Genomic DNA, 20,873 nt, shown 5'->3' on the forward strand with positions numbered 1-20,873 from the left:
CCCCCGCCTGACTTCCCTCGCTCACGAAAAGGACCGCACTGATGAACACGATGAACCACTGGATCGGGGGCAAGCCCGTCGAGGGCGCCTCCGGTCGCTTCGGCCCCGTGTACAACCCCGCCACGGGCGCCCAGGAGAAGCAGGTCCCCTTCGCCTCCGTCGACGAGGTGGACGCCGCCGTCGCCTCGGCGAAGGCCGCGTTCGAGAGCTGGGGCACCGCCTCACTCGCCAAGCGCACGTCGGTCCTGTTCAAGTACCGCGAGCTGCTCGACGCGCACCGCGACGAGATCGCCGAGCTGATCACCGCCGAGCACGGCAAGGTGCACTCCGACGCGCTCGGCGAGGTCGCCCGGGGCATGGAGATCGTCGAACTCGCCTGCTCGGTCCCGCAGTTGGTGAAGGGCGAACTGTCCACGCAGGTCTCCACCCGCGTCGACGTGGCCTCGATCCGCCAGCCGCTCGGTGTCGTCGCGGGCATCACGCCGTTCAACTTCCCGGCCATGGTGCCGATGTGGATGTTCCCGGTCGCCATCGCGTGCGGCAACACCTTCGTCCTCAAGCCGAGCGAGAAGGACCCCTCCGCGTCCTACCGGCTGGCGGAGCTGGCCTCCGAGGCGGGACTGCCGGACGGCGTGCTCAACATCGTGCAGGGCGACAAGGTCGCCGTGGACCGCCTCCTGGAGCACCCGGACATCGCGGCCGTCTCCTTCGTCGGCTCCACGCCGATCGCCAAGTACATCCAGATGAAGGGCATCGAGCACGGAAAGCGCGTCCAGGCCCTCGGCGGCGCCAAGAACCACATGCTCGTGCTGCCCGACGCCGATCTGGACTTCGCCGCCGACCAGGCCATCAACGCCGCGTACGGTTCGGCGGGCGAGCGCTGCATGGCGGTGTCCGTCGTGGTCGCGGTCGGCGACACGGGCGACGAGCTGGTCGGCAAGATCGCCGAGCGGGCCAAGGGCCTGAAGATCGGCCCCGGCGGCGACGCGGCCAGCGAGATGGGGCCGCTGATCACCCGCGAGCACCGCGACAAGGTGGCGTCGTACGTCTCCGGTGCGGCGGCCCAGGGTGCCGAGGTCGTCGTGGACGGCACCGGATACACCGTTCCGGGCCACGAGGACGGCTTCTTCATCGGCGTCTCGCTGCTCGACAAGGTGCCGGTGACGGCGGACGCGTACCAGGACGAGATCTTCGGCCCGGTGCTGTGCGTGGTCCGCGCCGACACCTACGACGAGGCCATCGCACTGATCAACAGCTCCCGCTGGGGCAACGGCACCGCGATCTTCACCCGGGACGGCGGCGCCGCCCGCCGCTTCCAGCTGGAGGTCCAGGCGGGCATGGTCGGCGTCAACGTGCCGATCCCGGTGCCCGTCGGCTACCACTCCTTCGGCGGCTGGAAGGACTCCCTCTTCGGAGACCACCACATCTACGGCAACGACGGCATCGCCTTCTACACCCAGGGCAAGGTCATCACGACCCGCTGGCCCGACCCGGCCGACAGCGGTGGCATCAACCTCGGCTTCCCCAGCAACTCCTGACCCGCACCCCCCGAGGGGAGGAGGCTCCCGTGGCAGAGACCGAAACCGCGCGGCCGGCGACCGCCGCCGCGTTCGACTGCCTCCAGGTCGCTCTGGACCGGGGCAGCCCGATCCCGCTCTACTACCAGCTCGCCCAGCAGCTGGAGTCCGCGATCGAGCACGGCGCGCTCGCCCCGGGCAACCTGCTGGGCAACGAGATGGACATCGCCGCGCGGCTCGGCCTGTCCCGGCCGACCGTCCGCCAGGCGATCCAGTCCCTGGTGGAGAAGGGCCTGCTGGTGCGCCGCCGCGGCATCGGCACCCAGGTGGTGCACAGCCAGGTCCGGCGGTCCCTGGAGCTGAGCAGCCTGTACGACGACCTGGCGGCCGCCGGGCAGAGCCCCGCCACCCGGGTCCTGCGCAACGAGGTCGAGTCGGCCTCGGCGGAGGTCGCCGCGGCCCTCGGCATCCCCGAGGGCCGGGACGTCACGGTGCTCGAACGGCTGCGCTCCACCCACGGCGAGCCCGTGGCGTACCTGTGCAACTACCTGCCCGCCTCGCTCCTCGACCTCGACACGGCCAAGCTGGAGGAGACCGGCCTCTACCGAGTGATGCGGGCCGCCGGAATCACCCTCCACAGCGCCCACCAGACCGTCGGCGCCCGCTCCGCCACCGCCGACGAGGGCTGTCTGCTGGACGAGCCGGAAGGGGCCGCGCTGCTCACGATGCGGCGCACGGCCTTCGACGACACCGGGCGGGCCGTAGAGTACGGCACCCACGTCTACCGCGCCGCCCGCTACACCTTCGACTTCCAGCTCCTCGTCCGCCCCTGACCGGGGCGGTCGCCGGGGTCAGGAGGCGGGCGCGGCGGTACGTTGGGCCGTACCGCACGAGTGCACCGAGCGTGCCGGACGAGAGTCGGACCACTCCAGGGACGGAGAGGGTCAGGGTGGTGACGAGCGAGGAGAGCGGCGTGGCGCGGCGGCGTTTCGACATGGCGGACGCCGCGGCGGTACTGCTGGACGCGCGCACGGCGGTGACCGGCTGGACCCGGGACGCCGAGCGGCTGTTCGGCTATGCCCGGGCCGAGGTCGTGGGCCGGACCGCGGCCGACCTGCTGATGCCCGACGACGCCGCGCGCCTGCCGGACGTGACCCGCCGGTGCGCCAGGAACCGCGGCTGGACCGGGCTCCTCGCGGTGCGGCACAGGGACGGGCACCCGGTCGTCACGTCCGTGCGGGTCATGCCGGCCATGGAGACGGCGGACGGCCCGCCGCGCTGGGTGGTCCTGGCCGCCGACACGACCGGTGGCGCGGGCTGGGACATGAGCCGCTCGGTGCTGGAGCGGCTGGCCGCGCACTCGCCGATCGGCATAGCGATCGTGGACGCCGATCTGCGGTTCGTGTGGTCGAACGCGGCCCTGGAACAGTTCGGCGGCGGACCCGGGCACGAGCGCATCGGGAAACGGCTGGCGGACATCCAGCCGGGCCTGGACGCCGACGCGCTGGAAGCGGTGATGCGCCAGGTGCTGGACACCGGTGAGACCGTCCTGGGGTACGAACACCTCGGTTCGGTGCGGTCGGCGCCGCACCGGGAGACGGCTCACGCGATGTCGTTCACGCGGCTCGACGACGACCACGGCCACCCGATCGGCGTGTACTACACGGTGGTGGACGTCACCGAGCGCTACCGCGCCCGCCAACGGCTCACCCTCCTCGACCAGGCGGGCAAGCGCCTCGGCCGCACCCTGGACGTCCGGCGCACCGCCCAGGAACTTGCCGACGTGGCCGTGCCGGACCTCGCCGACTACGTCACCGTCGACCTGTTGGAGACCGTCCTCGAAGGGGGCGAGCTCGCCCCCGGACCGTGGAGCGAGATGGACGCGGTGCCGCTGCGGCGGGCCGGCCACCAGTCGGTCAACGAAGGCGTGCCGGAAGCCGTCGTCGAGATCGGAGACGTGGCGAAATACCGGGCCGGGGCACCCCCGGTCCGCTCCCTGACCAGCGGCGGATCCTGGCTCGAGGAGCGGCTCGACCCGCTGGCCCCGGAGTGGGCCACCGGCGTCCCCGGCGGCAGATCCGCCACCTTCCTCGACCTGGGCCTGCACAGCGTGATCGTCGTGCCGATCCGGGCGCGGGGCACCACGCTGGGCGTCGCCACGTTCTTCCGGCGCGGCCGCCAGGAGCCCTTCGACCGGGACGACCTGGGCCTGGCCGAGGAGTTCGTCGCCCGCGCGGCCCTGTGCCTCGACAACGCCCGCCGCTACACCCGGGAACGCGACGCGGCCCTCGTACTCCAACGCCACCTGCTGCCGCACCGGCTTCCCGAGCAGGACGCGATGGAGGTCGCCGCCTGCTACCGGCCGGCCGACGAGCTGACGGGGCTCGGCGGGGACTGGTTCGACGTCATTCCGCTGTCGGGCGCGCGGGTCGCCCTGGTGGTGGGCGACGTGGTCGGCCACGGCCTCGAAGCCGCCGCGGCGATGGGGCGGCTGCGGGCCGCCGTGCAGACCCTCGCCGACCTCGACCTGCCGCCCGAGGAGGTACTGGCGCACCTCGACGACCTGGTCGACCGGGCCGGGTACGAGGCCGACCCCGCCGAGGGCCCGCGCGGCGACGGCGTACGGGCCAAGGGCGCCAGCTGCCTCTACGCGGTGTACGACCCGGTCGGCGGCCGGTGCTCGATGGCCGCCGCCGGCCACGGCCTGCCCGCGATCGTCGCCCCCGACGGCACCGTCGAGTTCCCCGAACTGCCAACAGGACCCGCGCTGGGCGTCAGCGGCCCGCCCTTCGAGTCGGTCGAACTGCCGCTCGCGGAAAACAGCGTGCTCGCGTTCTACACCGACGGCCTGCTCGCCGCCGAAGGGCCCGCGCGGCAACGGGACGCCGACGCCGACCGAGAGCGCTTGCGCCGCGTACTCGAGCGGCGGGCGGCCACCCTCGACGACCGCTGCCAGGCCGTGGTCGACGCCCTGGTCCCGGCGCGTCCGCCGGACGACGTGGTGCTGCTGATGGCCCGTGCCCGCCGCCTGGACGCGGAGCGGATGGTGTCCTGGGAACTGCCCAGCGACCCCGCCGCCGTCTCCGACGTCCGCAAGCGGACGTCGCTGCAGCTGGGCGAGTGGGGACTGGACGAGCTGGCCTTCACCACCGAACTCGTCGTCAGCGAACTGGTCACCAATGCGATCCGGCACGCGTCCGGGCCGATACGGCTGCGCCTGATCATGTCGCGGACCTTGGTCTGCGAGGTCTGGGACGCCAGCCCCACCGCCCCTCACCTGCGCCATCCCAAGACGACCGACGAGGGCGGCCGCGGTCTGTTCCTGATCTCCCAGTTCACCCAGCGCTGGGGCACGCGCTACACCCAGGACGGCAAGGTCATCTGGACCGAGCAGTCGTTGGCGGGTCCGACGGTGTGACACGTTTCCGCCGCGCCTGTGGCGCCTAACGGCGTATTAAGTCGTTTTTGTCGCATAGTTCCTCGTGCCCGCACCCAACGAGGAGTGACGCCTCATGTCCGATACCTCCGACACCTGCGACACGCCTGACACCTCCGACTCCGTGTCCCGGCGGTCCGCCCTGCACCTGCTGGGCGGCGCGACCGCCGTCGCCCTGGCCGCGACCGCTGGCCTCCCGTCCCACGCGCACGCGTCCGCCGCCCGACGTGCGGCGGCCGTGGGCCCCCGCGTCGAGCGACTCGTCGCCCGGCTCACCCTGGACGAGAAGATCTCCCTGCTGCACGGCGCCACCGACCCGAACTCCCTCGGCCAGGCCGGCTACGTCCCCGGCGTGGAGCGCCTCGGCATCCCGCCCCTCCGCCTCGCCGACGGCCCGGCCGGCGTCCGCGTCGAGCGGCACGCCACCGCCCTGCCCGCCCCGGTCCTGCTCGCCTCCGCCTTCGCCCCCGAACTCGCCCGCCGCTACGGCCAGGTCATCGGCCGCGAAGGCCGCGCCCTCGGCCAGGACGTACTGCTCTCCCCGATGGTCAACCTCATCCGCACCCCGTACGCGGGCCGCAACTTCGAGACCTTCAGCGAGGACCCGCTTCTCTCCGCCGACCTGGTGGCCGAGGAGATCAAGGGCATCCAGAGCGAGGGCCTCATCGCGACCGTCAAGCACTACGCGATGAACAACCAGGAGAAGGACCGCGAATCCATCGACGTACGGGTCGACGCGCAGACCATGAACGAGGTCGAGCTGCGCGCCTTCGAAGCCGCCGTCGGCGCCGGTACCCGCTCCGTCATGGGCGCCTACAACAAGGTCAACGGCGCCTACGCCGCCGAGAGCGGAGAACTCCTCACCGGCATCCTCCGCGACCGATGGCGCTTCCAGGGCTGGGTGATGACCGACTGGCACGCGGCCCACAGCACCGTCGCCGCGCTCACGGCGGGCCTCGACATGGAGATGCCGGACGGCAAGTACTTCGGGGCCGCCCTGAAGACCGCCGTCCAGAACGGCGGCGTCTCCGAGGAGTACGTCGACCGCGCGGTACGCCGCGTCCTCACCGCGATGGACGACTTCGGCCTGCTCGACGCGAGCGCTCCGCCGCGCCCGGACCGGGACCCGGCGGCGGGCGCGGCGGTCGCCCTGGAGGTCGCCAAGGCGGGCGCCACTCTCCTGCGCAACGAGAACGGCGCCCTTCCCCTGACCGGCCCCGCCGCCCGCAGCATCGCCGTTGTCGGCCCCACCGGCGCCATTCCCTTCGTGAGCGGCGGCGGCAGCGCCCACGTCGTTCCCGACCACGCCGACAGCCCGCTCGCCGCCATCAGGTCCCGCGCGGGACAAGGCGCCCAGGTGTCGTACGCGCTCGGCGAGGACCTCTTCGGCAAGGCCCTGCCGAAGGGCGCGCTCTCGGCGGGCATCGACCCGGAAGGGCAGCAGGTCGCCGCCGGCCAGACCTGGACGTACGACGGGACGCTCACCGTCGAGGACGACGACGAGTGGACCTTCGTCATCCACTACTCGGGCGCGCGGCCCAAGGTGCTGCTCGACGGAGTCGACCTCTTCCCGGTGGCGTCCGGACTCGCCGAGTACTTCGCCGGCGGCTTGGTGTCGGCCGCGCCTGACGGCCTCGCGGTGCGCCGCAAGACGCTCGACCTCGCCGCGGGCGCACACAAGGTCGAGATCACGGCGAAGGGCGGCCCTCAGGGGCAGACGTTCCGACTGCGGCACGTCACCGGCGCCACCCGCGCCCAGGACGTGGCCGAGGCCGTGAAGGCCGCGCGCGCCGCGGAGAGCGTGGTCCTCTTCGCGTACGAGGACGCCACCGAGAACCAGGACCGCACGACCCTCGCCCTCCCCGGCCACCAGACGCACCTGATCGACGCGGTCACGGCGGCGAATCCCCGCACGACCGTCGTCCTCAACACCTCGTCCTCCACCTCGATGCCGTGGCTGGAGCGCACGGCCGCGGTGCTGCAGATGTACTACCCGGGCCAGGAGGGCGCGGCCGCCACCGCCGCCGTCCTGTTCGGCGACTGCGACCCCGGCGGACGGCTCACCCAGTCCTTCCCGGCGGACGACGACCGCCACCCGGTCGCCGGCGACGCGCGCCGCTACCCGGGCGCGGACGGCGTCGAGGAGTACTCGGAGGGCGTCCACGTCGGCTACCGCTGGTACGACGCCAAGGGCGTGCGGCCGCTGTTCCCGTTCGGGCACGGGCTCTCGTACACCTCCTTCGCGTACGAGGATCTGCGCGTGGACCGGTCCGGGGACGGGCTGGACGTGGCGTTCACCGTGCGCAACACGGGGCGGCGGGACGGCGTCGACATCCCGCAGGTCTACGTGGGCCCGTCGCCCGATCTCCAACTCGACCAGGCGGTACGGGCGTTGGGCGGTTATCGGCGGCTCGGGCTGCGGGCGGGGGAGTCGCGCAGGGTCACCGTGCGCGTCGACGTGCGCACGCTCTCCTCGTGGGATCCGCGGCGGCACGGGTGGGTGCTCGGCACCGGGCGGCGGACCGTCTGGGTGGGGGCCTCGGCGAGCGAGCTGCGGCTCAGCGCGACAGTGGGCGTATGAGGCGTATGGGGCGTCGTGCCATCAGAGTCACCAGGTAGGCTGCCCGGCGTGCGCCCGGGGCACGGGTGCACGCCGGGCTCGCCCGGCTCACTGTGAAACGGGAGGAACCGGCGTTGCACGTCCAGGAGTGGCTAGAGACCGTGCCTGCGGTCGCCATCTACGCGCTGGTGGGCCTGGTCATCGGCCTGGAGAGCCTGGGCATTCCGCTGCCGGGCGAGATCATCCTCGTCTCCTCCGCGCTGCTCGCCTCCCAGCACGGCGAGATCGACCCGTTCATCCTCGGCGCGTGCGCGAGCGCCGGCGCGATCATCGGGGACTCCATCGGCTACGCCATCGGCCGCAAGGGCGGACGCCCGCTGCTGGCCTGGCTCGGCGGGAAGTTCCCCAAGCACTTCAGCGAAGGCCATATCGCCACCGCCGAGCGGTCCTTCGAGAAGTGGGGCATGTGGGCCGTCTTCTTCGGCCGCTTCGTCGCCCTGCTGCGGATCTTCGCGGGCCCGCTCGCGGGTGTGCTGCACATGCCGTACTGGAAGTTCCTGATCGCCAACGTCTTCGGCGGGATCCTCTGGGCGGGCGGCACCACGGCCGTCATCTACTACGTGGGCGTGGTCGCCGAGTCCTGGCTCAAGCGCTTCTCCTGGCTCGGCCTGGTACTGGCCCTGCTCATCGGCCTCACCTCGATGCTGATCATCAAGCGCAAGGCGAAGAAGGTGACGGCGGAGAACGAGGCCGAGAAGGCGACGGCCGAGCGGGAGCCGGTCCCGGCCGCCGAGTGACTGGGTGAGGTCCCGCCTCGTCCCCTCAGGGGACGAGGCGGACCCTCAGGGGCGCGGGGCTGTGACAATGTGCGGCTCCGCCGCGATGGGGGTCCCCCCGCTCGAACGAAGCCGAGAGTGAGGGAGCGGCCAGCCACAACGAACCCGCAGACCGCCTACGACCTTCGTCCCCCATGCGCTTCCCGGTGCGCCTTGGCCATTTCCACATACAACGTCCCGTTCAAAGAGATGCCTTCGCGCTCCTCGGCGGTGAGTTCCCGCTTCACCTTGGCCGGCACACCCGCGACAAGCGAACCCGGCGGCACCCGCATCCCCTGCGGCACCAACGCCTGCGCGGCCACCAGCGAACCCGCCCCGATCACCGCCCCGTTCAGCACAGTCGCCCCCATGCCGACGAGACAGTCGTCCTCGACCGTCGCACCGTGCACCACCGCGTTGTGACCGATGGAGACCCGCTCGCCGATGGTGATCGGGAAGCCCGGGTCGACGTGCAGCGTGCAATTGTCCTGAACATTGCTGTCCGCGCCGATGACGATCGGCCCGCAGTCGGCCCGCAGCACCGCCCCGTACCAGACGCTCGCGCCCGGGTGCAGCGTCACCTCGCCGAGCACCACGGATGTCGGTGCGGCGAATGCCTCCTGATCCACCTTCGGATCCTTGCCGCCCACGCCCGCGATCAGCGCCTCGTGCGTCATCGCCGTCTCCTTGTTCTCGTTGGTACCGGCACCGTATAGGGACGGGGACCCCGGCCTGGTGGGGCGAAGATCACAGCCCTACGGCCTCATCGGCGGACGTCACGCTGAGTACGGTGAGCGGGTGCCCAAGAGAAAGAACACGTTCTCATCCTGGCGGCGCCGCCTCGTCCAGCGTGCCGTCCACGCGGGCTGGGCCTGGGTGCAGCGGACGGGCGCGGTGACCGCCGAGCGGCCAGGGCGGCTGCGCTTCGGGGCGATGGGCGCGGGCACCAGACTGGCCTTCCCGCTGGGCACGGTCTTCGGGGAGCCGTGGATCCACCTCGGCGACCACTGCATCATCGCCGAACAGGTCACTCTGACCGCCGGGTTGATGCCCGACCTCGACCTCGGACCAGAGCCCATCCTGCGCATCGGCGACGGCGTGGTCCTCGGCCGCGGCAGCCACGTCATCGCCGACACGACGGTGACGATCGGCAGCGACTGCTACTTCGGGCCCTACGTGTACGTGACGTCCACGAACCACTCGTACGACGATCCCCACGAGCCCATCGGCAAGCAGTGGCCGCGGATGGAGCCGGTGGAGATCGGCTCGGGCTGCTGGATCGGGACGGGCGCGATGATCCTGCCGGGGGCGCGGATCGGGCGGAACGTCGTGGTGGCGGCCGGTGCGGTGGTGCGCGGAGTCGTGCCCGACCACGCGGTGGTGGCCGGAGCGCCGGCGCGGGTCGTGCGGCGCTGGACGCCCGGCGACGGGTGGCAGCCGCCGCTGCGTACGCCGGCGCCGGTACCGATCCCCGACGGCGTCACGGCGGAACAGTTGCTGGCGCTCACCGAGCTGACCGCGGAGAGCATCGCCGGTCTCGTCGGGCTGGGGGCGGAGGACGCCCCCAAGGACGTACGCGCCGAGTCCTGACCCGGTCGGCGGAGCGGCCGGGCAGCCCGTCGGTCCGGCGAGCGGTCGAGTCCTGGATCAGCCCGTCGCGAGCAGCACCGTGCCGACGAGCGCCAGGCCCGCGCCCGCCGCCTGGACCCCGCGCAGCCGCTCGCTGAGGAGGCCGCGCGCGGCCAGCGCCGTGACCACCGGGTAGAGCGAGGCGAGGACGGCGGCCACGGTGACCGGGCCGCGCTGGGCGGCCAGCGCGTACGTGCCGTTGGCGGCCACATCGGCGAGGCCGACGAACGCGAGCGCCGGAAGGGAACTCCACGCGATCTTCGGGGGAGCTTCGGTGCCGCGCCTGACGGACACGTACAGAGCCGTGGCGCCCGCGACGACATTCGTGACGCGCTGCACGAACAGGGCGAGGAAGAGACCGGTGAGTGTGGTCGACGCCTCGGCGATCAGGGCCATCACCCCGCCGAAGCCGAACGCCGCCAACAGGGTGAGCAGCACGGCCTGCCGCTGCACGGGGGCGCCCCTGAACTGCGGGCCGCCCGCGAGCACGACTCCCGCGACGGCGACCGCGATCCCCGCGAACTGCAGCAGCCCCGGGCGCTCGCCGAGGACGAGACCCACCGCCACCGGGACGGCCACGCCGATGGACCCGAGCGGCGAGACGACGCCCATCGGCCCCAGGGCGAGCGCCTTGTAGAACGCCAGCATCGCGACGGGGCCGACGAGGCCCGCCGCCACCGCGAACCACAACTGCGGGCCCACCTCGCTCCAGGCGCCCGTCGCGACGACGACGGTGCCGAGCACGACCGCGGCGATCGACTGCGAGACGACGACCACCGTCAGTGCGGGCATACGTCGTGTCAGCAACCCGCCGCCGAAGTCGGCCAGGCCCCACAGGAGGCTCGTGGCCAGGGCGAAGAGTGCTGTCATGACGGGCCTCGCAGTACAGTTCGGTGAACGATCCGGTGCACCACACCATAGTGCACTCAATTGAACTCTGTCATTCAGAATATTGGACGGAATGTGTCGGACCTGAACCTGCTGACCCAGTCCTTGGCGCGCAACGTCAAGCGCTGGCGCACCGACCGTGGTTTCACCCTGGACACCCTCGCCGCCCGCGCCGGGGTCAGCCGCGGCATGCTCATCCAGATCGAGCAGGCCCGGACCAACCCGAGCCTGGGCACCGTCGTCAAGATCGGCGACGCGCTCGGCGTCAGCATCACCACGCTCCTCGACTACGAGCAGGGCCCGAAGGTCCGGATCGTCCCGGCCGAGCAGGCGGTACGGCTCTGGCACACCGACGCGGGCAGCTACAACCGGCTCCTCGCGGGAGCCGAGGCGCCAGGGCCGTTGGAGATGTGGGACTGGCTGCTGATGCCGGGCGAAAGCAGTGCCTCGGACCCGCACCCTGTCGGCACGGTCGAGCTCATCCATGTGACGAAGGGCGAACTGACGCTCACCGTCGACGGCGCGGAGTACCTGGTCCCGGCGGGCGCGAGCGCCTCCTTCGAGGCCAACACCCCCCATACGTATGCCAATGGCGGGGACGTACCGCTGGAGATGATCATGACGGTGTCGGTTCCGGGCGTGCACTGAGACCCTTGTCCGGGGTCGTTCGGACGGCTGTTAGCGTGCCGTCATGCGCGCACCCATCGGACACTTCGACAACGCCACGTCCGCTCCCGACTGCCTCGACGCGCTGATCGGCCCGGTCGCCGACGCCGTACGCCACTGGCGTGGCAGCGTTCCCGCCGGCCAGATCGTGTACGTAGACACCGATCCGGAGTGGGCCGACACCGCCACCTTCGTCGAGCACTACGGGCAGGAACTCCTCGACCAGTCCGCCAACTGCGTCGTCGTGGCGGGCAAGCGGGGAGGGGAGACCACCCTCGCCGCGTGCATCGTGCTCTCGGCCACCCGGGTCGACGTGAACGGCGTCGTGCGCCGCCAACTCGGCGCGCGCAAGGCCTCGTTCGCGCCGATGGACACCGCCACCGGTGAGACCGGCATGGAGTACGGCGGGATCACGCCGATCGGACTGCCCGCGGACTGGCCGGTGCTGGTGGACTCGGCGGTGGTCGATCTTCCGTACGTCCTGGTCGGCAGCGGCCGTCGGCGCGGGAAGCTGCTGGTGCCGGGGAAGGTGTTCGCGGAGCTGCCGAACGCCGTGGTGCTGGAGGGGCTCGGGGTCGCCTGACCCCGTCCGTCCGGTTCGCCCGTCCAATGCGTCCCTCCGATGCGTCCCTCCGGTCCGTCCGTCAGGCCGCCGTGTGGTGGGCCAGGGCCAGGTGGGGGTCCGCCTCGCCCGGAGCGGGTGACGGGTCCGCGTGGACCAGGGCCGCCGTGAGACCGGGGACGGCGTGCAGCAGGGCGTGTTCGGCCTCGACCGCGATGCGGTGGGCCTGCCGCACGCTCGCCTCGCCGTCCACGACCACCGCCACCTCGGCCCGCAGCCGGTGACCGATCCAGCGCAGCCGCAGCTCGCCGACCCCCTGCACGCCCGGCACCTCTCGCAGGGCCCGGTCCGCCGCGTCCACCAGTGCCGGGTCGATCGCGTCCATGACCCGGCGGAACACCTCGCGCGCGGCGTCACGCAGCACCAGCAGCAGCGCGGCCGTGATCGCCAACCCCACGACGGGGTCGGCGAGTTGCCACCCGAGCGCCGCGCCGCCCGCACTCAGCAGTACGGCGAGCGAGGTGAAGCCGTCCGTGCGCGCGTGCAGTCCGTCCGCGACGAGCGCGGCCGAGCCGATCTCGCGGCCGACGCGGATGCGGTAGCGGGCCACCCACTCGTTGCCCGCGAAGCCGATGACGGCCGCCGCCGCGACGACCTGGATGTGCGCGACCGGGCGAGGGTCGACGAGCCGGTCGACCGCCGTCCAGGCCGCGAAGACCGCGGACGCGGCGATCGTCAGCACGATCACGAGACCCGCCAGGTCCTCCGCCCTGCCGTAGCCGTACGTGAACCGGCGCGTCGCCGCGCGCCTGCCCAGGACGAAGGCGATACCGAGCGGCACGGCGGTGAGCGCGTCGGCGGCGTTGTGGACGGTGTCGCCGAGCAGTGCGACCGAACCGGAGACCACCACGACGGCCGCCTGCGCCGCGGCGGTCGCGCCCAGAACGGCCAGCGAGACCCAGAGGGCGCGGATGCCGCGAGCCGAGGACTCCAGGGCGGCGTCGACCTTGTCGGCGGTTTCGTGGGAGTGAGGGGTGAGGAGATGACCGACGCCGTGGCCGAGACGGTGGCGCAGCCCGGTCAGGCGTCCGCCGCACTCGTGACCGGGATGGCTGTGGGCGTGCCCGTGCCGATCGGCCTGCTCGTGTTGATGGGTGTGCCCATGCTCGTGGGCGTGCCCGTGGTGCTCGGTGCTCACATGGGTCCCCTTTCCGGCACGGAGTGGACATCGGTGATGCGCACCTGGCCCGGCTGCGTCTCGCGGGTCTGGTGGGCACCCGCGAGGAGGGTCGCCGGGTGATCTACTCCCTCCGGGACGGCCATCCGCGCCGGGTCGTGGACGAGGCGCTCAACCTCGCCGACCACCGGCTGAGCGAGCGGCCCGTGCACGACTGAGACCCCCACGCACGGGACCTGCGCGAGACCCACGCCTGGGACCGGCTCGGGATCCGCGACTGAGACCCGCTCACGGCTGAGATCCGCGGTCAGTCTTCGTCAGTCTTCGCCGCCAGGTCGCGGCGTTCCAGCGGCCTCGTCGCCGGCCCTTGGACGATCTGGCCGTCCGTACCGAAACGGGAGCCGTGGCACGGGCACTCCCAGGCGCGTTCCGCCGAGTTGAACGCGACCAGGCAGCCCATGTGCGTACAGCGGGCGGACACCGCCTGCGTACGGCCGTCCTCGTCGCGGTAGACCGCGCAGCGCTGCCCGCCGTGACGGACGATGGCGCCGGTGCCCGGCGCGATGTCGTCCACGGAGTCCGCGTGCAACGACGTCAGGCGGTCGCCCACGAAGTGCCGGGCCACCTTGGCCTGGTGCTTGAGGAAAGCCGGTGCCTCGCGCAGTACGGAGCGCAGACGCCGTGGGTCGTACAACTCGGCCCACGCCGGGCTCTCGCCGGTGATGAGCCCGGTCAGCAGCCGGCCGGACATGATGCCACTGGCCAGGCCCCAGCCGCCGAACCCGGTCGCCACGAACGTGTGCCGCGCCCCCGGATGCAGAGGGCCGACCAACGGCACCGTGTCGGTGGAGTCGTTGTCCTGCGTGGCCCACCGGTAGGTGAGCGTGATGCCCGGGAAGTGTTCCTCGGCCCAGTCTCCGAGGCGCGTGAACCGTTTGTCGGTGTCGCCGGTGCCGGGCGTGAAGTGCTCGCCGGTGACGATCAGCAGCCGCCGGCCGTCCTCGTACGGGGCCGTGCGGACCGAGCGGGTGTCCTCCTCCGGCGTGATGCACATGCCCTCGGGGTCCCGGTCGGCCGCGATCGGCGCCGCCACCACGAGTTCGCGGCGCGGCGAGAGCCGGGTGAACAGCAGCGCCCGGTCGAAGACCGGATAGTGCGTGGCGACCACGACGTCGCGGGCGGTCACGCGCGCCCCCGTCTCGGTCGTCAGACGGCAGCCGTCGTCGTCCTCGTCGAGGCCGAGGACGCGGGTGCGCTCATGGATCGGCATGCCCTCGGCGCGCAGTTCCTCGGCGAGCGCGAGCAGGTACTTGCGGGGGTGGAACTGTGCCTGGTCCCTGACGCGGACCGCACCCGCCACGGAGTAGGGGAGCCCGGTCTCGGCCACGAACTCCGCGGGCAGCCCGGCCTCGCGGGCGGCCTCCGCCTCGGCCCGGACCTCGTCGACGTGCGCCTTGTCGCAGAGGTAGGTGAACGCGCTCGTCCGCTCCCAGTCGCAGTCGATGCCCAACTCGTCGACGAGGCCCGCGGCATGCTCGATCGCCTCGGTCTGAGACCGCGCGTACAGCCGCGCGGCCTCGGTGCCCCGTGTGCGGCGCAGCCGGTCGTAGATCAGCGTGTGCTGGGCGGAGAGCTTGGCGGTGGTGTGACCGGTGACGCCCGCGGCGACGCGATCGGCCTCGAGCACCGCGACGGTGCGCCCGGCACGCGCCAGTTCCCAGGCCGTGCTGAGTCCGGCGATTCCCGCGCCGACCACGGCCACGTCGACGGTCAGGTCCGTGCCGAGCGCCGGATACGGCTCGCCCGGCGCCGTGTCCAACCAGTACGAACCCCGGATGCCTGCGTTCTGCGTCATGGGCCCCGAGTCCCCCGGAACCGGAGGCCGAAGCATCCGCCCGGCCCGGACGGCCCCGGAACCGGCGGCCAGTTTCGCTCGCGGCGCCTGGGTAATCGGAGTCACCAGCGGACGACGTGGGAGGTGCCCCTCATGGATCCCGGCACCAGGACAGACATCGAGCCGACACTTGACGACGGCCGGTCCGGAGACAGTGGTGCGCCGACTGTGACCGCTGCTCGGGCCGACCTGAGCGACCCCGGCGGTGAGCGGGAGACGGCGGACCCGGAGGGCAACATCGTCCTGGGCGAGGACTGAGCAGCCGGGGCATGCCGGGGCATGAAAGAGCCCCATGGAAGAGAGCCGTGGAAAGACCCATGCCTCGGTCTTCCTGATGGCGACCGGGATCCGCACGTCGGATGGCGGGATCCGCACGTCGGATGGCGGGACCCGCACGTCGGTTCCCGCCGTCATATGGGCTTTCGCCGCGGTGTGGCCCCTGACTCTGATCCTGGCGTTCCGCCTGCTGTGCCGCTGGCCGAAGCCGCGCGACAGCCGGTGAGCCGCGGGGGTTCAAGGGGCGGGCCAGGGGTACCCAGGCGGCGCAGGTGACCCTAGACGCTTGGAAGTGCGATGAGCGAGAAGAACCCGGTAAAGGCCGCGGCGGAGAAGGCCGCCGACGCACTGCGCGACAAAGGGCCGGCGGACGGCATCCCGGGCAAGCCCGGAGCGCAGACGCCGCCCGTCGCCGAGCCGACCGAACCCCACGCACCCCTGCCTCCCAAAGCCGACCAGGGCGCCCCCGAGACCGTCAGTCCCACCGGCCGCCCCACGGGAGCCGAACCGGAGACGATGGCCCAGGGCGACCCCTACCTGACCACGGCTCAGGGAAACCGGCTGTACGAGAGCGACCACTCCCTGAAGGCCGGTGACCGCGGGCCGGTCCTCCTGCAGGACCACCATCTGCGGGAGAAGATCACCCACTTCGACCACGAGCGCATCCCCGAGCGGGTCGTGCACGCGCGCGGCGCCGCCGCACACGGTGTCTTCCGGGGCTACGGCACGGCAGTCAACGTGACCAGGGCTGCCTTCCTCGGCAATGAGGTCGAGACTCCGGTGTTCGTACGGTTCTCCACGGTCCTCGGCTCGCGCGGCTCGTCGGACACGGTGCGCGACACCCGGGGCTTCGCGACGAAGTTCTACACCAGTGAGGGCACCTTCGACCTGGTCGGCAACAACATCCCGGTCTTCTTCATCCAGGACGCCATCAAGTTCCCGGACATCATCCACGCCGGAAAGCCGCATCCCGACCGGGAGATCCCCCAGGCGCAGAGCGCCCACGACACGTTCTGGGACTTCGTCACCCTGCACACCGAGGCCACCCACCACACCCTGTGGAACATGTCGGACCGGGGCATCCCGCGCTCGTTCCGCACGATGGAGGGGTTCGGCGTGCACACCTTCCGGCTGGTGAACGCCGAGGGCGCCACCACGCTGGTGAAGTTCCACTGGAAGCCGAAGCTGGGCGTGCACTCCCTCGTGTGGGAGGAGGCGCAGATCGTCAACGGCATGGACCCGGACTTCCATCGCCGGGACCTCGCCGACGCCATCGAGGCCGGCGCGTACCCGCAGTGGGAGCTGGGCATCCAGACCTTCCCGGACACTCCCGAGCAGACCTTCGAGGGCATCGACCTGCTCGACCCGACGAAGATCGTCCCGGAGGAGCTGGCGCCCGTGCAGCCCGTCGGGCTGTTGACGCTGAACGCCAACCCTTCGAACTTCTTCGCGGAGACCGAGCAGGTCGCCTTCCATCCGGGCCACCTCGTCCCCGGCATCGACATCACCGACGACCCGCTGCTGGCCGGCCGGCTCTTCTCCTACCTGGACACCCAGATCACCCGCCTGGGCGGGCCGAACTTCGCGCAGATCCCGGTCAACCGCACCCACGCCCCGGTCAACGACATGCTCCGGGACGGCATGCACCAGACGGCCGTGCACACGGGTGCGGCGCCCTACCGGCCGAACTCCCTCGACGGGGGCTGCCCGTTCCTGGCGGGCGACGACACCCGCGCGTACATCGAGTCACCGGTGGAGGTGCCCGAGGCGAAGAAGGTCCGCAAGGCACCGGCCTCCTTCGCCGACCACTTCGGCCAGCCCCGGCTCTTCTGGCTCAGCATGACGCCGGTGGAGCGCGAGCACATCATCGCGGCCTACACCTTCGAGCTGGGCAAGTGCTACGAGCAGGCCGTCAAGGAGCGGGGCCTTCAGGTGCTCGCCAACATCGACCCCGAGCTGTGCGAGCAGGTCGCCACCGGCCTTGGTCTGCCCGCACCGGCCGCCACCGAGCGACTGGTGGCGGCCGACCCCAGCCCCGCACTCTCGCAGCTGGGCCACACCTGGCCGCTGGACGGCCGTGTCATCGGCATCGTCACGGGCGCGGACGGCGACCTCGACGGCGTGCGCACCGTGCGCCAGGCGGTCCAGGAGGCGGGGATGGTGCCCCTGGTGATCGCCCCGGCCGGCGGCAAGCTGGACTCGGAGGGTGAGCCCGTCCAGGTGCAGCGCACCTTCGCGACCGCCCGGTCGGTGGAGTACGACGCCATCGTGCTGGCGGGGGCTCCCGGCCCCGGGAGGGACGCCTATGGAGCGCGGGACGCCAAGGCGGGAGATGCTATAGCTGATGGAATCACGGACCCGAGGGTGCTTCTGATGCTGTCGGAGGCCTTCCGGCACGGAAAGGCCATCGGCGGCTGGGCTGGTGCCGAAACAGCTCTGGAAGCCGCGGGAATACCGGCTGGTGCGCCGGGCGTCGTGACCGCGGACAGCGGTTCGGGCGCCCTGGAACAGGTCACCCGGCTGCTGGGCGAGCACCGCGTCTGGGAGCGATTCGGCACCGGCGTCTGAGCACGCCGGCCGGCGAGACCAGGACGGAACTGCCATGAACCGCGACACAACACTCCGAAGCGATGTGATCTCCAGCCACTCGGTGTTCGGAGCCCCGTGCTGGGTCAGTCTGTCGGCACGCGACCAGCAGGCCGCCGAGGACTTCTACCATGCCGTGCTGGGCTGGCGGTTCCGGACGGCCATGCTGGGGGAGCGGTTCCGGATCGCGTACGCGGACGAGGTGCCGGTCGCGGGCATCGCTGCCGTGGCCGGCAGCTGGCAGATGGCCGTCGCCTGGACTCCCTACTTCGCCGTGTCCAGCGCGGACGAGGCGGTGTCCCGCGTCCAGGAGCGCGGCGGCACGGCAGCGGTCGGCCCGATCGCGTTCCCCCCGGGCCGGGCCGCCCTGCTGGCCGACCGCGACGGAGCCGTGTTCGGTATCTGGGAGGGCCAGCTCGTCGCCGGCTGGGAGAGCTGGCGCCGGGCCGCCCCGGCCTTCGTAAGGCTGCACACGCGCAACGCCTTCGACGCCGCCATGTTCTACGGCGAGGTTTTGGAGTGGGCGTCCGACCGACCCGGCTGCTGCGAGGTCCAGTACGACGGGGACGAGGTCGTGCTGCGCAGCGAGGGCGATGTGGTGGCCCGGATCCACTCCGGAGCGGTGGAGGCGGCGCCCGACCCGTCGATCCGGCCGCACTGGCAGATCCACTTCGCGGTCGGCGACGTCGAGGCCTGCGTCCGCGCCGCGGTGGCTCACGGCGGCACGGTCCAGGCGGGGGGACAGCCGAAGGAGGCGGTGCTGCGGGATCCCGACGGGGCGCAGTTCACGGTGACGTCGCGGACGGAGCGGTGACGTCCGGAACATCGGACGGAGCGGTGACATCGCGATTGGTTCGCGAAAGGGCCGGTGACATCGTGAAAGGTTCGCGAGAGGGCCCGGTGGCATCGCCAAAGGGGCGGTGACGGGTCGCTTTCGGCCCGGCCAGTGGTGGCCACGGCTGTCACATCAGCCTCAGATCTTGCTTTGCCACTCGCACACTCCGTGTGGATCCCGCCACAGGAATGACACCCTCCGGCTGGAAAACGCCGATGCGTGTCCGGAATGGATGCATGGCGTGTGAAGTTAATTGTCAATCGAACGAAACCGCTTGCTCCGGCACGGTTACGGCGCGTAGATCTATCCCCTCAGGACAGCCGTGAATCCGGGGGGATTTGACATATGCAAGGCACGTTGGACGGATTCAGTTATGGCGCGGTCACACCGGTGGCGGCCTATGTCATGGCATGTCTGGGGGGCGCTCTCGGCCTCCGCTGCGTCACCAGATCACTGCGCAACAACCACGCGTGGAAGCCGGGTTGGCTGGCGCTCGGAGCGGCGTCGATCGGCTGCGGCATATGGACGATGCACTTCATCGCCATGATCGGCTTTCAGGTCGAGGAATCCCGTATCCGCTATGACGTCGGCCTGACGATTCTCAGTCTCGCCGTGGCGATTGTCGTGGTCGGCCTCGGTGTCTTCGCCGTCGGCTACCGAGGCGCGAGCCGGAGGGCGTTGTTCCTCTCGGGGACCTTCACCGGTCTCGGAGTCGCGGCCATGCACTACATAGGCATGGCTGCCATTCGTCTGGACGGCAGCCTGAAGTACGAAGCGCTCACCGTCGCGCTCTCCGTCCTGATCGCCGTCATCGCCGCCACCGCGGCGCTCTGGGCGGCTGTCTCGATCCGCGGTTTCGTGGCGAGCCTGGGAGCGAGCCTCGTCATGGGCGTCGCCGTGTCCGGCATGCATTACACGGGCATGGCGGCCGTCAGCGTGCACCTCCACAACACGACCGGGGGTACCGCGGGGGTCGGCGATTCCGCCCACTCGCTCCTGCTGCCCATGCTCATCGGCCCAGTCGTCTTCCTGGTCCTGGCGGCGGTCGTGGTGATGTTCGACCCCCTGCTGGTTCTCGGCGACAGTGACTGGAGCCGACCGGCCGCGCGCCGACGCGCACCCGCCCCTCCGACGGAGCCGCCCGCGCACTCGGGCTCCCTCTTCGAGGCGCCAGGTGACACGAGTCGGCACACGTACAGCCAGGGCCCGTCGCCATCGCACAAATGGTGAGCGTCCGTCGAGGCCACGCGGCCGAGCGGGTCAGCCCAGGCGAGGGATCTCGATCGCGGGACAGCGGTCCATGACCATGTCGAGACCGGCCGCGCGAGTGCGGTCGTAAGCGGCCTCGTCGAGGACGCCGAGCTGGAACCAGACGGCCTTGGCGCCGATGGCGGCGGCTTCGTCGGCGACGGAGCCGGCCAGGTCGCTGTTGACGAACACGTCCACCACGTCGACCTCGAAGGGTATGTCGGCGAGGGAGGCGTACCCCTTCTCACCGTGCACCGTCTCGGCCTTGGGGTGGACGGGGACGATGCGCTTGCCGAAGCGCTGGAGGACGTCCGCCACGCCGTGCGCGGCACGCCGCTCGTTGGACGACAGGCCGACGATCGCCCAGGTGTCGCCGAGTTCGGTGAGGATCTTGCGGATCGTTGCCGGGTCGCCGTACAAGGTCGGCCTCCTCGAGGGTGCTTGAGGGTGTCTGAAGGACGTGGTCAACCGGGCAACGGTGTGAGGAGGGCGGTGATTCCCCGGAGACCGGACGTCTCCCCGGCACGTGACAGCTTGCCGAGGCCAGTCGGCCCATGTACGTGGGTCAGGGGATCCGTACGTGGGTCAGGGGATCCGGTGGGAACCCGGAGCTGACACGCGGCGGAGAGGGTGACGGGCGGAGCCTCGCCCCTGGACCAGCACGACGGTCCGGAAAGACGCTTCGTCCTGGCCTGCGGCAGCCCGGGCGACATCCTCACGGAGGGGGTTGTCGCGAAGGCGTACGGAGTCCGTGCCGCCGTCACGTACGGCGGCCCCGCCGACC

At 71.5% G+C, this 20,873-nt stretch carries 18 protein-coding genes and 1 pseudogene; 14 read left to right on the forward strand and 5 right to left on the reverse strand.

Annotated features, from left to right (window positions below; genetic code table 11):
* The first annotated feature begins 41 nt into the window (after positions 1–41).
* From ACTWQR_RS34120 to ACTWQR_RS34140, 5 genes are all read left to right on the forward strand, one after another.
* On the forward strand, positions 42–1,538 hold the full coding sequence (locus ACTWQR_RS34120) for a CoA-acylating methylmalonate-semialdehyde dehydrogenase (RefSeq protein ID WP_443231075.1): 1,497 nt from the start codon (positions 42–44) through the stop codon (positions 1,536–1,538).
* Between the two features lie 29 nt (positions 1,539–1,567).
* Positions 1,568–2,350, forward strand: a complete 783-nt coding sequence (locus ACTWQR_RS34125; protein WP_443231076.1) for a GntR family transcriptional regulator — start codon at positions 1,568–1,570, stop codon at positions 2,348–2,350.
* A 161-nt stretch (positions 2,351–2,511) separates the two neighbouring features.
* Positions 2,512–4,935, forward strand: a complete 2,424-nt coding sequence (locus ACTWQR_RS34130; RefSeq protein WP_443231105.1) for a SpoIIE family protein phosphatase — start codon at positions 2,512–2,514, stop codon at positions 4,933–4,935.
* 94 nt (positions 4,936–5,029) lie between these two features.
* On the forward strand, positions 5,030–7,534 hold the full coding sequence (locus ACTWQR_RS34135) for a beta-glucosidase family protein (protein ID WP_443231077.1): 2,505 nt from the start codon (positions 5,030–5,032) through the stop codon (positions 7,532–7,534).
* A 113-nt stretch (positions 7,535–7,647) separates the two neighbouring features.
* A complete protein-coding gene (locus ACTWQR_RS34140; protein ID WP_443231078.1) occupies positions 7,648–8,310 on the forward strand; it encodes a DedA family protein in 663 nt (220 codons plus the stop codon).
* 155 nt (positions 8,311–8,465) lie between these two features.
* On the opposite strand, the gene ACTWQR_RS34145 is transcribed toward ACTWQR_RS34140, so the two are convergent.
* Entirely contained in the window at positions 8,466–9,005 is a 540-nt protein-coding gene (locus ACTWQR_RS34145) for a gamma carbonic anhydrase family protein (protein ID WP_443231079.1), read from the reverse strand.
* Positions 9,006–9,126: 121 nt separating this feature from the next.
* Between ACTWQR_RS34145 and ACTWQR_RS34150 the strand changes: the two genes are divergently transcribed.
* On the forward strand, positions 9,127–9,918 hold the full coding sequence (locus ACTWQR_RS34150; protein ID WP_443231080.1) for an acyltransferase: 792 nt from the start codon (positions 9,127–9,129) through the stop codon (positions 9,916–9,918).
* Between the two features lie 57 nt (positions 9,919–9,975).
* Here ACTWQR_RS34150 and ACTWQR_RS34155 read toward each other — a convergent pair whose 3' ends face one another.
* Positions 9,976–10,827 carry an EamA family transporter gene (locus tag ACTWQR_RS34155; protein ID WP_443231081.1) on the reverse strand — a complete coding sequence of 284 codons (852 nt, stop codon included), beginning with the start codon at positions 10,825–10,827 and terminating at the stop codon, positions 9,976–9,978.
* A 93-nt stretch (positions 10,828–10,920) separates the two neighbouring features.
* On the opposite strand from ACTWQR_RS34155, the gene ACTWQR_RS34160 reads away from it, so the two are divergent.
* On the forward strand, positions 10,921–11,493 hold the full coding sequence (locus tag ACTWQR_RS34160; RefSeq protein ID WP_443231082.1) for a helix-turn-helix domain-containing protein: 573 nt from the start codon (positions 10,921–10,923) through the stop codon (positions 11,491–11,493).
* Between the two features lie 43 nt (positions 11,494–11,536).
* Positions 11,537–12,094 (forward strand): YbaK/EbsC family protein, encoded by a 558-nt coding sequence (locus ACTWQR_RS34165; protein ID WP_443231083.1) that lies wholly within the window; start codon positions 11,537–11,539, stop codon positions 12,092–12,094.
* A 61-nt stretch (positions 12,095–12,155) separates the two neighbouring features.
* On the opposite strand, the gene ACTWQR_RS34170 is transcribed toward ACTWQR_RS34165, so the two are convergent.
* The gene (locus ACTWQR_RS34170) at positions 12,156–13,271 is read right to left on the reverse strand and encodes a cation diffusion facilitator family transporter (protein WP_443231084.1); all 1,116 of its coding nucleotides are present in this window, start codon (positions 13,269–13,271) and stop codon (positions 12,156–12,158) included.
* Positions 13,272–13,312: 41 nt separating this feature from the next.
* Between ACTWQR_RS34170 and ACTWQR_RS34175 the strand changes: the two are divergent.
* A pseudogene (locus ACTWQR_RS34175) lies at positions 13,313–13,468 on the forward strand (transcriptional regulator); the annotation flags it as partial.
* Positions 13,469–13,557: 89 nt separating this feature from the next.
* Here ACTWQR_RS34175 and ACTWQR_RS34180 read toward each other — a convergent pair.
* A complete protein-coding gene (locus ACTWQR_RS34180) occupies positions 13,558–15,105 on the reverse strand; it encodes an FAD-dependent oxidoreductase (protein ID WP_443231085.1) in 1,548 nt (515 codons plus the stop codon).
* 132 nt (positions 15,106–15,237) lie between these two features.
* On the opposite strand from ACTWQR_RS34180, the gene ACTWQR_RS34185 reads away from it, so the two are divergent.
* The 5 genes from ACTWQR_RS34185 to ACTWQR_RS34205 all read left to right on the forward strand — a co-directional run bounded on the left by ACTWQR_RS34185 (position 15,238) and on the right by ACTWQR_RS34205 (position 20,071).
* Positions 15,238–15,402, forward strand: a complete 165-nt coding sequence (locus ACTWQR_RS34185) for a hypothetical protein (RefSeq protein ID WP_443231086.1) — start codon at positions 15,238–15,240, stop codon at positions 15,400–15,402.
* A 34-nt stretch (positions 15,403–15,436) separates the two neighbouring features.
* Positions 15,437–15,646 carry a hypothetical protein gene (locus ACTWQR_RS34190; protein ID WP_443231087.1) on the forward strand — a complete coding sequence of 70 codons (210 nt, stop codon included), beginning with the start codon at positions 15,437–15,439 and terminating at the stop codon, positions 15,644–15,646.
* A 71-nt stretch (positions 15,647–15,717) separates the two neighbouring features.
* On the forward strand, positions 15,718–17,988 hold the full coding sequence (locus tag ACTWQR_RS34195) for a catalase (protein WP_443231088.1): 2,271 nt from the start codon (positions 15,718–15,720) through the stop codon (positions 17,986–17,988).
* Positions 17,989–18,022: 34 nt separating this feature from the next.
* Positions 18,023–18,820, forward strand: coding sequence for a VOC family protein (locus ACTWQR_RS34200; protein WP_443231089.1), 798 nt, complete (start codon positions 18,023–18,025; stop codon positions 18,818–18,820).
* 366 nt (positions 18,821–19,186) lie between these two features.
* Complete coding sequence (locus ACTWQR_RS34205) at positions 19,187–20,071, forward strand: MHYT domain-containing protein (protein WP_443231090.1); 885 nt, start codon at positions 19,187–19,189, stop codon at positions 20,069–20,071.
* A 30-nt stretch (positions 20,072–20,101) separates the two neighbouring features.
* Here ACTWQR_RS34205 and ACTWQR_RS34210 read toward each other — a convergent pair whose 3' ends face one another.
* Positions 20,102–20,509 carry a CoA-binding protein gene (locus ACTWQR_RS34210; RefSeq protein WP_443231091.1) on the reverse strand — a complete coding sequence of 136 codons (408 nt, stop codon included), beginning with the start codon at positions 20,507–20,509 and terminating at the stop codon, positions 20,102–20,104.
* Positions 20,510–20,873 lie beyond the last annotated feature (364 nt).

The organism is Streptomyces sp. 2A115 (assembly GCF_052245575.1).
Taxonomy (GTDB): Bacteria; Actinomycetota; Actinomycetes; order Streptomycetales; family Streptomycetaceae; genus Streptomyces.